Source organism: Dyadobacter psychrotolerans, assembly GCF_004349265.1.
Lineage (GTDB): Bacteria > Bacteroidota > Bacteroidia > Cytophagales > Spirosomataceae > Dyadobacter > Dyadobacter psychrotolerans.
Map to the genome: position 1 here is coordinate 38,256 of NZ_SMFL01000026.1, position 12,023 is coordinate 50,278.

The following is a 12,023-nucleotide window of genomic DNA, read 5'->3' on the forward strand; positions in this document are numbered from 1 at the left end:
TTTTGGTATTGAAGTGTTGTAAATTTAGCTGTTTTTTATCTTTCTCAAAGAAGCTCCCTCGAGATTTATTCTGTGCGCGTTTGCTGTCAGTCTGTCACATATCGCATCAGCTAAGCTGGGATCATTTAAGTAGGATGCCAGTTGCCTACGGGCATCTGTGCGGTTATGATTGTAGATCCGAAAGCGTAACGGTCTTCAAGTATTTGCAGTAGTGCCATTTTGATGTCGTGGCTAAGCGGCTGCAAGCCGAAGTCATCGAGGATCAGGAGTTTGACCCGTGCAATTTGATTGAGCCATTTCAGGTAACTTCCATCCAGCCTGGCCAATGCAAGCGGCCGCCGCGCGGTTGCTCTATAAATCTGTTCATGGGATAGTAAAATACTTTATGGCCTTTTACGCAGGCTTGCCTGCCGAGTGCACAAGCAAGATAGGATTTACCACAGCCGGTAGCCCCAGTGATCAATATGTTTTCGGATTTTTCTATAAAACTGCAGTCGCTTAGCCTAATCAGTTGTTCAGCCGTAATACCTCTTTCCGGCTTGCAGTTCACCTGTTCGACATATGCGCTGTACCGCAGTTTGGCAAGCTTGAGATACATCTGGGTACGCTGTTGGGTTCGTTGTTCTGATTCAGCTTCCGTAAGCATTGCCACCATGGTATGTGCTTCGAGCTGCTGGTGTAACCGCTGTTCAAGAATGGCGGAGTACCGGCTAGCCATTCCTTGTAATTTTAGTTGTCGTAACTCTTCCCAGGTCTTGTTTGTATTCATTTTTATTTGTGTTTAAGTGAGGCAATTGATTCGTAAGGACATTTTATTCATATGCCCCTGCCTGCACCCCTGATATTCTCATGATCAGGCGTCTGGAATAAGGTTGTCTGCATTAAATGGGGAGCTTTGTCAAGATTATTGGCCAGGATATTCGTCAGAGTTTTGTAGCTAAATGAGCCTGAAGGTAGTGCCCTTTGACATGCTGATTCAAGGCGATTATTGCCGTAACTACTGCCCAGTCGAAGGATACCACGGCATGAATTAAATGCTTGTTCAGTAAACTGTCTTCCTTTTAAAATACCTTCCATAAAGCTGTGCGTACATGGGCCTACCTGTGATGCTAACCGCAGGAAGTAGTCACCATCCCAGCCCATTTGCTGTGTATAACTGCGGTGGTTCTCAGGCATATGTTCTTTAACGGTTGTGTAACCGTGCTGGTTATAAAGGCGCTTATGAACTGCAATACGTTGGTGGTCCAGGAAAATCTCCACGGTCTGGGTATCATAAATGATATTTACCTGTTTGCTTACATAGTGGTACGGAACGCTATAATGGTGCCAATCTTCTCCCAGAGTAACATGATAATTTTTCTGGACTTTGACAGAAGTGTTGTGTTTTAAGGTAAACGGATTGTCTGCCAACGGCTGAAGTAAATGCTGTTCCTGTTCGTTGAATTGCCTGCGGCGGCTGTAATTTTTTTCCTTAAAGTTCTTGTCATTATGTAGTTCAAGCTGATCTCTTATAGCGGCGTTGACTTCATCAATGTTAAAAAAAATACGATCTCGTAATGGAGCGTAAATGCGCTGATAGGCGATTTTTACATGACCTTCAGCCGGCGCTTTATCCTGATTATGTGTAATTATACATAATCAGGATAATGTGTAAACTTTTGATATGTGTAAATTTAGATATAAGGTGTTGTTAGTGAGTAGTTTAATCTGTTAAAAGTTTACATAATATTGTTGAGCTTGCCATCATGCAATGATGCATAAATTAAACGCTCATACAATGAACAGGTACTATTCCTCCTTCGAGGAGCTAACAGAAGCCGCGTCCGACTATCTTAAGGATATCGGCAGGGGCAAACAGACAATCTCCATTTATCTATGGATTTGGAACCGGATCAAAGTTTACATGGATTGTAAGGAGTTAAGGAATTTCAGTTCGCAGACAGTAGCAGCTTATCTGAGTGAAGCCTACGGCGACAAAACGATTTCGGATCTTACCCATCATCAGAAACATTGTTATCGGTGCGCGCTTTGCCTTGCGCAGTTTGCCGAGACAGGCAAAATGATTGAGGTTATAAACCGACGTCCTGCGGCGGTATTGGATGGAGAGGTCGGCGAACTTATCAGACAATATATTGAATACAAGAAGTCGGTAAGGATATGTGAAAAGACCACGAAAAGCTACTTCTGGTACCTTTATTGCTTTCAACAATATCTTCATAGAAGCGGAATCACCTCAATTAAAGTTTTATCCCCGATTACCATTGTAAATTACTTAACTACCCATCTGCCAGATGCTGCTGGAGCAAAGCACCTTGCCTTATCGATCATACGTAACTTTTTAAGCTACCTGTTTGGATTGGGAAAAACCGCCAAAGACCTGTTCTTTGTGATTCCCAGGGATAATTACAAGAAGCAAGCAAAACTTCCATCAGTTTATACCAGAGCTGAGATAACAACCATACTTGACTCCATTGATAGAAGTACACTAATGGGAAAAAGGGATTATGCACTGGTCCTGTTAGCGGTACGGCTTGGTCTTCGCGCTTCGGACATTAGTGGGCTAGAGTTCAGCCACCTGCTTTGGTCGCAGAACATCATTTCATTCAAGCAAAGGAAAACCACAGAAGTTCTCCGGCTCCCCTTACCAGCAGATGTGGGGGAAGCCTTGATTGATTACATCCGATACAGCCGCCCTTCCTCCAAGTCGCCTTTCGTTTTCCTGGAAAAGCTCTTTCCGCACCCTCCGATTGACGCTAAACGGGTATCCAAAATAGCTACCCAGGCTATACTTCAATCCGGCATCAAAGTCGGGGAAAGAAAACATGGCTCGCACGCCCTAAGACATACCATGGCCAGTATGCTTCTCGAAAGCCAAGTGTCGATACCTGTCATATCAAGCATTCTCGGCCATGCCAACATCCAAACTTCGATGTGTTATTTAAGGATAGATATCCAGACGCTAAGGCAATGCGCTTTGGAAGTTCCCTCGCTGCCGGAAGAATTTTATACTCAGAATAAAGGAGCTTTTTATGAATAGGGAAAATCTGCAACGTGGCGTGCTGGCGCCATTGATCCGGGATTTTATTGCCATGCGCAATAACCTTGGCTATAAATCCCAAAGCTGCAAATTCAGTCTTTTTGCCTTTGACAGAGTTGCCTTCGGTAACGGATTGCGTACCATAATCATCACTGCGGAAATGGCGACGGAATGGTGCAACAGACGCCCCAATGAGGCAACAGACACCTGGAGCCACCGTAACTGCTTCCTTCGTCAGTTCGCGGTATACTTATCCAACCTGGGCTATGAAACCTATATTCCGCCACTGGTAGCAGGCCCCAGACAAGATCAGTTTGTTCCATACATCTTTTCCGACGAAGAAATCAAGGCCATCTATGCCGCGTGTGATTCGCTGGCTCTTTATGACAGGCATGCACGTACCAATATCATGGTGCTTCCCGCATTAATACGGATGCGTTGCTCAACTGGAATACGAATTGGCGAGGCAGTAAACCTGAGGATAAATGATGTAAATCTGGAACAAAATTATCTGACGCTGCGGAGTACCAAAAATGGCACAGACAGGTTGATACCCTTCACAGAGGCAATGTCAGACATATGCAAACAATACCTGAAGTACCGAAAACTGTTGCCGGCTAACAGTGACTTCTTCTTTGTTAAATTGAACGGATGTTACTGTCGGGCAAACGGCTTTTGCGGATGGTGGACAAAAATATTGAAAATAGCGGGTATTAAGCACCGTGGTCTGATCATTGGGCCAAGGATCCACGACCTGCGTCACACCTTCTGTATTAAATCACTGGCACATTTGCTTAAAGAAGGTAAGGATCTTTATTATATCCTGCCGATTTTGTCAACCTACCTGGGTCATAAGTCACTGGCTTCCACAGACCGGTATGTCCGGATGACCTCAGATATGTACCCTGAATTATTGGGAAAAACCGACAGCATCTGTTCTTACATATTCTCTGAACTAAATCACCAGTGATAACATGAAACAGACATCCTTTGCAAAATACCTGACCCAGTTCATGGTAAGCTACCTGGTCGATGAAAGAGGATACTCCCGCAATACGGTCAGTGCATACCGTGACTCGATAATCCTTCTGCTGACCTATATGCGAGATGCTCACAGAATTAATGCGGACCGGATTGAGTTCAAGGATATAACCCGCGAGCGGATAATCTCATTCCTGGGTTGGCTGGAGGCCGAGAGGCATTGCAGCATCTCCACAAGGAATGCCAGACTGGCTGCACTTCATTCCTTTTTTAGGTTTCTTACCTATAAATATCCGGATCACTTGAAAGAATGGCAGTCCATACTCTCTTTAAAAATCAAAAAGTGCGATACCCCGGAAGTGATCTACCTGACCGCTGACGGTGTAAAACTCCTGCTGGCCCAGCCTGACACATCAAAAAGGAAAGGGAGGCGTGACCAGGTGCTAATATCCCTAATGTTTGAATGCGCAGGAAGGGTTCAGGAGATTGCTGACCTGGTTCCATCAAGGATTAATTTTGGCAAGCCCGCATTGCTTACGATAAAAGGAAAAGGCAATAAGACACGCTTGGTACCTATTTCTGAACCGATGACAGCGATACTGAAGCGGTACATGCAAGAAAATGGATTGCTTCGTGACCAGGCGACTGACTATCCATTGTTCAGCAATGGACGGGGAGACAAACTGACTCGGATGGGAATCACAGCCATCATCAGGAAATATTCAATGACGGCACGATTAATTGATCCATCCATTATCCCAGCCGGTATTAGCCCTCATTCTCTTCGTCATTCCAAGGCAATGCTACTTCAGCAAAGTGAAGTAAACATATTCGCAATCAGGGACTTCCTTGGTCATGCATCCGTCACAACTACCGAGATATATGCAAGGATAGATAACAGGCAAAAACGAGAAGCACTTGAAAAAACAAGTCTCACGCCTCAATCAACTGAACTACCGGTGTGGCAAAGTAATAAGGGTTTACTGGATTGGTTAGAGAGCCTTGGTAAAGAGTGAAATTTTATGTAAACTATTTAATCAATAAGTTGCTAAAAAAGAGCGAGTTGTGATGGGTAGTTTACATATTAAAAGTTTACACATAATCTTTTGGCTTATATGGCCTTGCGGCAACCAGATCCATGTTGTTATGCAACGCCCATTGCTGCATAAGCTCTGTAAAAGTCGGCTCATAACGATTGACCTTTTGAACGACCTGTTTCATATTATCCGTCTTTAAAGACAATGGGGCACCTTTAAAATACCCAAGACAGTTATTCAAAGCTGCCAGCAAATAAGGAAGCCTGGCATTCGGCAGCGCTTCTACGTAAGTTAAATTACTGAAAGGTAGTACACAAACGAGCACAGGACAGCTTATTTGCTCACCGGTGGACTTGTCAAAATAATGCATCATGCTGCCCGCAAAGTCCACCGCGCGGCGGACCGTCATGACCATTTCCCCAGACTTGTAAGTCGCATGGAAACTAGGTTGCAGAACTTTGCTAAGCTCATTGAGGTAATGGCAAAATTGGGAATAGCGGTATCCCGCAGGATGTTTTTCAAAATATTCCTCCCAGAGAAGTTGACGGGTTACGCCGGTACGTTTGAGTTCAGAAAGAAAATAAGGTACTTGCTGCCGAAAATCCTCCTTCCTTTGGTCTTCATCCTGAACCGAAGGTGTATCAGAATATAGAATAGCAGACAAACTTGCGTCGCCAAGGGCTTGCAGTTCTTTGAAGCTGTGTGCGCTTTGAAGTAAGCGTTCACGGTAATATTTAACCGTGTTACGGGAAAGATTGAGTTGCCTGGATATTTTACGTTCCGAAATGTTCCGATCCAGCATCTGTATGATCATGCGCAGTGTCTGCATTGAAGTAACTTTGTTTGCCATCCGTTGCTTTGTTTTTCACAAAAGATGGTGGTTATAATTACTTCAATACCAAAATTCACTGGCTCACTTTCCCGGAATAACTTTGACCGACAATCACAAGTGGCTCAATTATGCCGGAATGTCAGTGTACCGATTGGCTCTAGTTGCCGGAATTGCTGTAAAAACTTTCCGATAAGATGGCTCAAGTTCCCGGAATCACTGGCTCAAGTTGTCCGGAATAAGTGGCTCTCTTTGCTCCGGAATATCCACCAAGGAAAAAGCTCCTGCAAAAAAACGTGAAAAAGGCACGGTGAGAATGATGCTTCCTGAGAACCTACGCCGTGAAATCATCATTATTGAACCCACGGAAGCTGTTACCGGCTGCACCATAAGCGGAGAAGAGGTCACTGAGGTGTTGGATATGATTTCTGCTGAGTTCTATGTGAAGCGATATGTCTGTTACAAATATGCCCATGCTAATGGCGAGGGCATTATAACAGCATCACTGGAATTGCAATAGTTAAGCGGACAAGAGGTTAAGCTGCAATTTTCTGTTTATTTAAAAATTCTTCAAATTCTGTTGAAGATACATATCCCAGAGCTGAATGCTGCCTTTTTCGATTATACCAGATTTCAATATATTCGAATACAATTACTGCTGCCTGCTGCTTATTTATAAACTTATTTTGGTAAACACATTCTGCTTTTAAAGTCTTAAAAAAGCTTTCTGCAACTGGTCGAGTAGATAAAGGGGAATCTCACCCCTAAATCTCTCACAGAACCGTACGTGAGCCTCTCGACTCATACGGCTCTTGTTATTCAGTCACCCACTTGAAATGTTTCCAGTGTGCAAATAAGTTAGGATTTTGCAAATACAGATTCTTCAACCATTTCCCCGCTCGTGTGATACCTCTTTGTAAAGATTTGAATTTCCTCATTATCCATCTTGTTAGCTTATCATTGATATAGCGATAAAGAGCTTTTAATGAAGACTTTCCGAACCTACCGTAATAATTAATCCAACCTCGAATGAACGGATTTAAATCATGGGCACACTCTTCGATACTGTTACTGTAGCTTCCTGAAATGATAGGATGGCTTCTGATCGTGCTCCGCATTAAGGTTAATTTCTTTTGCGATACAGCTGGTGAAAAACTTACGAAAAACTGACCTTTTTGATTGCGAGTACTTCTTGGTCTAAATGTAAATCCCAAAAAGTCAAAACTACAGCACTCAAAGTTTTCCGTACGTTTCGAATCCTTGCAATAGACAATTTTGGTTTTCTCCGTACATAATTCCAGTTTACAAGCATGGAAGCGATCTCTTAGCTTACTTTCCACTAGTTTTAATTGCTTGTAACTGCGGCAGTGCACAACGATATCGTCAGCGTACCTTTCAAAATGAACGTTTGGAAATTGCTTTTCCATCCATTTATCAAATACAAAGTGAAGAAATACGTTGGCTAAAAGTGGACTGATTACACCTCCTTGTGGTGTACCTTTTGTCCTTTTCTCCACAGTACCATCCTGAAACATGACATCTGCTTCCAACCATCTTCTAATGTACAGCAGCACCCACCGATCGTTAGTGAAGGTAGATATCGCTTTCATAACCAAAGAATGATCGATTGCATCAAAGAAACCGCGAATATCCATATCCAGAACCCAGTTATCCCGCCAGCATCTCTGTCTTGCTGTTGAAACAGCATCCAGTGCAGACTTTCCAGGACGATATCCGTACGAGTCATGATGGAAACTTGGATCTATGATAGGCTCCAAGATATCCTTCACAACCATTTGGGCTATCCTATCAGAAATAGTCGGTATACCAAGTGGTCTGGTTTTACCATATCCTTTCGGTATATCAACTCTGCGGACAGCTGGGGGAAAGTAACTTCCTGATGTTAACCGATTCCAGATTTTGTATAGATTCTTGCGCAGGTCTTTTTCAAAATCATCCATTGTTTGCCTATCAATACCAGCTGAACCTTTGTTAGCCTTAATCTTAAGATAGGAATCCCAAACCATTTGCCTACTGATATTAAATGACCTTGCCATTACTCTTAGTTCCTCCCTTTATTGGTTGACTAATAGTTTTGACCGAATAACGTAACCCCTTCGCTCCATCTGCTTTCACAGATCTCCTCACTACTACGGGTTACTCCGCCCCTCTGGTTCACATTGGTACTTGCAGTTCCATAACATTCGGAACCTCTTCCCTTTACATTAAACCAGCAGGTTCCCACGTTCCACATAAAAGCCTGAATTAAGATCATGCAGCCTCTACACCGAACGCCACCCAGCCCATAAACAGGTATTGTCTGGATTTGTCCCGGAATAACAACGCCTCCCGGTTTTGACGTTAGTTGAATTGCTTTTCGATATGTCATCGACTGTTCACTTTCGTTCATCTTCTTAATTCTTACCTGACATTTTTTTTTTATGCCTTTTCCAACGACGCTCACTACCAAGACTTTTGATCTTAGCAGCTCGTGGTGGTTTGAAGCCAGGGCCTGTACCCAGACTTCGAGGGGCCTTCCCTCATCATTTATGCAGCATGACTTTCTAGTCGTCTTTCGAACTTTCTAAAAAGCCTTCGTGGCACACCATTATCCCAGCAATTCCCATTCCGGCTCATGCTTCTATTAAAAGCTTATTTTTGTCCAATAAGCTTTTAAATTCATTACAGGCATATTGGATACCTCTGTCCGAGTGAAAAATTAATTCATTAGTAATACTTGTGTCGTCCTGATTTTACTTTGACTTACAAGGCTGGGGAAATGGTTGTTTTTGTCTTCATAGTTGCCATTCTCTTCCAACGATAAAGAAGATTTTCAGCAATTCCAAACGTCTCTGAAATTTCCTTGGCACTCCTTCCGGAAGCCAGCAACCTTATTACTTCCTGCTTAAAATCAGCGTCATAACTCCTTGTGGTCTTGATCCCCTTTTGAACTCTCATTCGTAAGCAATCGCCTATATCCATCTTTCAGGGCTAACCACCAATTTGAGCTTTGAGATATGAAAAAAGAACAACACAAATCCCAACAACGATATCGCCAGCTCTATCTTCGATGGAAAAGTAGCGGCAAAGGTGCTCGTGTATTCTGCGAGCAGGAGTCAATCAAGTATTCGACATTCTGGTATTGGGCCAAAAAGTTTAAAGCCAGTGCTCTTCCCAAGCATGAGTTCATTGAAATGAAAGTTGATAAGATCGAAGTAAAGTCTTCTCAACCACTTGCCGAACTACGGCTAACTGATAAAGGTGCGCTGATTTTCTATGAGTTACCAGAGCCCGCATGGGTAAAAGCATTGCTGGCTTAACCGATGCTGTCTTTATCTTCTTCGACACGTTACTTCTTGTACAACCACCCTGTGGATATGCGCTGCGGATTCTATTCGCTCGCAGGTCTAGTACAGAACGGTTTAAAGCTGAACCCGCTATCAGGTGATGTCTTTGTATTTATCGGAAAACGGGCTAATCAGGTGCGCCTGCTACAGTGGGATGGCGACGGCTACGCACTCTATTCAAAACGATTAGAGGCAGGTACCTTTGAGCGCCCGTCAGATAAAAAATTACTGATCTCTACAAGGGAACTGACGCTGATTTTACAAGGTGTTAAGTTAAAATCCGTTCAGCTGCGCAAGCGTTATAAACAACTGTCCATCTATTAAAAAGTGCATAATATTTTTTAGAAAGTGGCCTTCACACGTTGATAAGCCACTTTTTTTGCGTATTTTTATAGTATGATCACAGCCGAACCAGACTATAAATTGCTATATGAACAGGCCCAGCAGAAGCTGGAGCAAACCGAGCAAAAACTTAGGCTGGCGCTGCTGGATGCTAATGAATTACGCCGAAAACTATTTGGAATAAGATCCGATAACAGAGTTAAAAAACACTTGGAAGGACAACTTGACCTGTTTCCTTTGGGTGCTACATCTGAGGACATACAAAACTCCGAAGAGCTTACCGCTGGTGAAGCTCAGAGGCTTAACCAGGAGCAAGACAAGCAAGGCGAAAAGCGCCTGAAAGCAGGGCGCACAAGAATGGTATTGCCAGATGGGCTGGAAAGAGAAGAGATCATCATCGATCCACAAGGTGATCTGACTGATTATAAAATAATCGGTCAGGAAGTGACTGAAATACTGGTAATGATTCCTGCTTCTTTTAAGGTTCGAAGAATTATCCGCCGGAAATGGGCACTGAAAGATCCTGTTAATTCAGATGCAAAAGGTGTACTGATTGCACCGATACCCTCCCGGACAATCAAACGAGGTCTTTTTGACGAATCTGTCCTTGCACATCTTCTTACCAGTAAGTTCGTGGATCATTTGCCCTTGTACCGGCAAAAACAAATGTTCGAGCGCATAGGGATGAAAATCCCGCCTGCGACACTAACAGATAATACCAATGCAGCATGTAAATCCCTGGAACCGATCTACAATGCTTTGAAGCGTGAAGTGTTGACCAATCTGTATTTACAGATTGACGAGACCAGCATACAGGTCCTGGAAAACAGTGGAAAGAAAGGGAGTTCTCACAAGGGCTACCTGTGGGCTTATCATGCGCCTGCGGATAGACTTGTCTTCTTTGACTATTGTCCGGGCCGCAATAAAACCGGGCCGGAAAAAATATTAAAAGACTTTTCCGGCGTAATCCAGACTGATGGATACAATGTATATCAGAGCCTTTTTGAGAAAAATCAATCTATCTATCATTACTTTTGTATGTCCCATATCCGCCGTCGCTTCGATGAAGCGGTTAAATATGACAGCGAAAGAGCGAGTTGGGCGGTCGCAACTATAGGTCAACTTTACGGGATTGAAAAGGAAATCCGTGAACATACGCCACCACTCAGTGAAGGTGAGATTGTTGAAAAAAGGATGACGCAATCGCTGCCGATCCTGACCCAATTACACGAATGGATGCAGGGTGAATATCCCAAGGTACTGCCGCAGAGCCCTATTGGAAAAGCGATAGGATATGCGCTTCCGCTTATGGAAAGCATGAGACTATATGCTCTTCATGGAGATTTGCAAATCGATAATAATCAAATCGAGAATGCGATCAGACCCATTGCCCTGGGTCGGCGCAACTTCCTTTTTGCAGGTACGCATGAGACCGCGCAAAATGCTGCTATAATTTACTCTCTTTTTGCGACTTGTAAAAAGCACGATGTAAATCCACAAGACTGGCTACTGGACATTCTTCGAACAATGAACGATCCAAACTACGAAGGTAAATTCTCAGATCTTCTTCCAAATCGCTGGAAACTGAATTAGTAGTCTCTATATTATACCTCTAAGAAAAAAACAGGGGGACAGCCGACTGCTTACTCTCATTCTGCATCACGATGTGCAAAAATTTGTGCCGCTTTTTGGAGCCACCTCAGCATACGTTCAATTGGCTAAATGACATTTTCTTTATACGCTTTAACCTAATAAAAGCTGTTCGACGGAGTCTTATAAAATTGCCGCAAGACCGGTATGAAAGAAAGCCATAATTCAATTCGCCTTTATAATTTTTTTATAAGCATAATACGTTTGACCTCTGATCTACCATCAATTAGAAGCCTAAGAAGATAAATACCATCAGCCTGTGTACTTAAATCAAATGATTGTCCATGGGTTTGGCCAATTCCTACTACCGGCATCTTCCACACAACCTGTCCTACAATGTTTGAAATTGATAACAACGATACTTGCCCCTCACTTGTTCCATAACTGATATATATTATACCATCGGTCGGGTTAGGGAAGCAAGCAAGCCCTAAACTAATTTCCTGTTTCTCAATAGTTTGGATAGTATTGCTTGAAAAAGACTGCCGCGAAGTTGCAGATCCACACGCAACAGCTCTTGCAGGACCTGGTAAAAGAGTAGTACTCCCCTTAATACGTATTGATAACGAATGTGTATTCCCATCCTTTAAACTTACTGGTAAGGGTATATTAAAACCATAATTGCCAGTACCGTAGCCAGCAGTCTTTACATAATCTTTATAAGTACCAGCAATAGCGGTTGCGTAAACAGTATTGCCTTCTACGAGTTCAACTGTTAAAGCTTCCCCATTGGGATAATTCTTGTCCCAGGCCCAACCACTGACAGTATTACAGTCTGCAGATTCAAATGAACCTAAATA

15 protein-coding genes and 1 pseudogene are annotated in these 12,023 nt (G+C 43.1%); 7 read left to right on the forward strand and 9 right to left on the reverse strand.

What is annotated here, in order from left to right; translation table 11 throughout:
• Nucleotides 1-125 precede the first annotated feature (125 nt).
• From E0F88_RS34625 to E0F88_RS32705, 3 genes are read right to left on the reverse strand one after another with little or no spacing between them, the layout of a single operon-like run.
• On the reverse strand, nt 126-326 hold the full coding sequence (locus E0F88_RS34625; RefSeq protein ID WP_262709917.1) for an ATP-binding protein: 201 nt from the start codon (nt 324-326) through the stop codon (nt 126-128).
• On the reverse strand, nt 299-769 hold the full coding sequence (locus tag E0F88_RS34630) for an ATP-binding protein (RefSeq protein WP_262709918.1): 471 nt from the start codon (nt 767-769) through the stop codon (nt 299-301). Before E0F88_RS34630 ends, E0F88_RS34625 begins: the two co-directional genes overlap by 28 nt.
• A 47-nt stretch (nt 770-816) precedes the next feature.
• Complete coding sequence (locus tag E0F88_RS32705; RefSeq protein WP_131962876.1) at nt 817-1,410, reverse strand: Mu transposase domain-containing protein; 594 nt, start codon at nt 1,408-1,410, stop codon at nt 817-819.
• Nucleotides 1,411-1,777: 367 nt separating this feature from the next.
• Here E0F88_RS32705 and E0F88_RS32710 point away from each other — a divergent pair, with 367 nt between their 5' ends.
• Genes E0F88_RS32710 through E0F88_RS32720 form a run of 3 tightly spaced genes read left to right on the forward strand, consistent with a single transcriptional unit; the run spans nt 1,778 to nt 5,034 of the window.
• Complete coding sequence (locus E0F88_RS32710; protein WP_165940235.1) at nt 1,778-3,037, forward strand: tyrosine-type recombinase/integrase; 1,260 nt, start codon at nt 1,778-1,780, stop codon at nt 3,035-3,037.
• Nucleotides 3,030-4,007: a tyrosine-type recombinase/integrase gene (locus E0F88_RS32715; RefSeq protein WP_131962880.1), complete on the forward strand. Its 978-nt coding sequence runs from the start codon at nt 3,030-3,032 to the stop codon at nt 4,005-4,007. Before E0F88_RS32710 ends, E0F88_RS32715 begins: the two co-directional genes overlap by 8 nt.
• Before the next feature lie 4 nt (nt 4,008-4,011).
• Entirely contained in the window at nt 4,012-5,034 is a 1,023-nt protein-coding gene (locus tag E0F88_RS32720) for a tyrosine-type recombinase/integrase (protein WP_131962882.1), read from the forward strand.
• Between the two features lie 76 nt (nt 5,035-5,110).
• Here the strand turns inward: E0F88_RS32720 and E0F88_RS32725 are convergent, their stop codons facing one another.
• On the reverse strand, nt 5,111-5,905 hold the full coding sequence (locus E0F88_RS32725; protein WP_131962884.1) for a DDE-type integrase/transposase/recombinase: 795 nt from the start codon (nt 5,903-5,905) through the stop codon (nt 5,111-5,113).
• 208 nt (nt 5,906-6,113) lie between these two features.
• Between E0F88_RS32725 and E0F88_RS32730 the strand changes: the two genes are divergently transcribed.
• Nucleotides 6,114-6,404, forward strand: a complete 291-nt coding sequence (locus E0F88_RS32730) for a hypothetical protein (protein WP_131962886.1) — start codon at nt 6,114-6,116, stop codon at nt 6,402-6,404.
• A 16-nt stretch (nt 6,405-6,420) separates the two neighbouring features.
• On the opposite strand, the pseudogene E0F88_RS34965 reads toward E0F88_RS32730, so the two are convergent.
• From E0F88_RS34965 to E0F88_RS32745, 4 genes and pseudogenes are all read right to left on the reverse strand, one after another.
• A pseudogene (locus E0F88_RS34965) lies at nt 6,421-6,612 on the reverse strand (IS3 family transposase); the annotation flags it as partial.
• Between the two features lie 87 nt (nt 6,613-6,699).
• On the reverse strand, nt 6,700-7,941 hold the full coding sequence (gene ltrA, locus E0F88_RS32740; protein ID WP_165940236.1) for a group II intron reverse transcriptase/maturase: 1,242 nt from the start codon (nt 7,939-7,941) through the stop codon (nt 6,700-6,702).
• 29 nt (nt 7,942-7,970) lie between these two features.
• Nucleotides 7,971-8,294: a hypothetical protein gene (locus E0F88_RS33925; protein ID WP_165940237.1), complete on the reverse strand. Its 324-nt coding sequence runs from the start codon at nt 8,292-8,294 to the stop codon at nt 7,971-7,973.
• A 353-nt stretch (nt 8,295-8,647) separates the two neighbouring features.
• Nucleotides 8,648-8,842, reverse strand: a complete 195-nt coding sequence (locus E0F88_RS32745; RefSeq protein ID WP_165940238.1) for a transposase — start codon at nt 8,840-8,842, stop codon at nt 8,648-8,650.
• Between the two features lie 59 nt (nt 8,843-8,901).
• Here E0F88_RS32745 and tnpA point away from each other — a divergent pair, with 59 nt between their 5' ends.
• From tnpA to tnpC, 3 genes are all read left to right on the forward strand, one after another.
• A complete protein-coding gene (tnpA, locus tag E0F88_RS32750; protein ID WP_131962890.1) occupies nt 8,902-9,204 on the forward strand; it encodes an IS66 family insertion sequence element accessory protein TnpA in 303 nt (100 codons plus the stop codon).
• A gap of 3 nt (nt 9,205-9,207) precedes the next feature.
• Complete coding sequence (tnpB, locus tag E0F88_RS32755) at nt 9,208-9,555, forward strand: IS66 family insertion sequence element accessory protein TnpB (protein ID WP_131962891.1); 348 nt, start codon at nt 9,208-9,210, stop codon at nt 9,553-9,555.
• A gap of 72 nt (nt 9,556-9,627) precedes the next feature.
• Nucleotides 9,628-11,166 (forward strand): IS66 family transposase, encoded by a 1,539-nt coding sequence (gene tnpC, locus E0F88_RS32760; RefSeq protein WP_131962893.1) that lies wholly within the window; start codon nt 9,628-9,630, stop codon nt 11,164-11,166.
• Nucleotides 11,167-11,399: 233 nt separating this feature from the next.
• Here tnpC and E0F88_RS32765 read toward each other — a convergent pair.
• A partial coding sequence (locus tag E0F88_RS32765; RefSeq protein ID WP_131962895.1) for a T9SS type A sorting domain-containing protein occupies nt 11,400-12,023 on the reverse strand: 624 nt, incomplete at its 5' end.

Coding starts and splice junctions, on each gene's coding strand:
- E0F88_RS33925 (WP_165940237.1), bottom strand. CDS start 8,294: ATGAACGAAAGTGAACAGTCGATGACATATCGAAAAGCAATTCAACTA.
- E0F88_RS32725 (WP_131962884.1), bottom strand. CDS start 5,905: ATGGCAAACAAAGTTACTTCAATGCAGACACTGCGCATGATCATACAG.
- E0F88_RS32715 (WP_131962880.1), top strand. CDS start 3,030: ATGAATAGGGAAAATCTGCAACGTGGCGTGCTGGCGCCATTGATCCGG.
- E0F88_RS32745 (WP_165940238.1), bottom strand. CDS start 8,842: ATGAGAGTTCAAAAGGGGATCAAGACCACAAGGAGTTATGACGCTGAT.
- ltrA (WP_165940236.1), bottom strand. CDS start 7,941: ATGGCAAGGTCATTTAATATCAGTAGGCAAATGGTTTGGGATTCCTAT.
- tnpB (WP_131962891.1), top strand. CDS start 9,208: ATGCTGTCTTTATCTTCTTCGACACGTTACTTCTTGTACAACCACCCT.
- E0F88_RS34630 (WP_262709918.1), bottom strand. CDS start 769: ATGAATACAAACAAGACCTGGGAAGAGTTACGACAACTAAAATTACAA.
- E0F88_RS32710 (WP_165940235.1), top strand. CDS start 1,778: ATGAACAGGTACTATTCCTCCTTCGAGGAGCTAACAGAAGCCGCGTCC.
- E0F88_RS32720 (WP_131962882.1), top strand. CDS start 4,012: ATGAAACAGACATCCTTTGCAAAATACCTGACCCAGTTCATGGTAAGC.
- tnpA (WP_131962890.1), top strand. CDS start 8,902: ATGAAAAAAGAACAACACAAATCCCAACAACGATATCGCCAGCTCTAT.
- tnpC (WP_131962893.1), top strand. CDS start 9,628: ATGATCACAGCCGAACCAGACTATAAATTGCTATATGAACAGGCCCAG.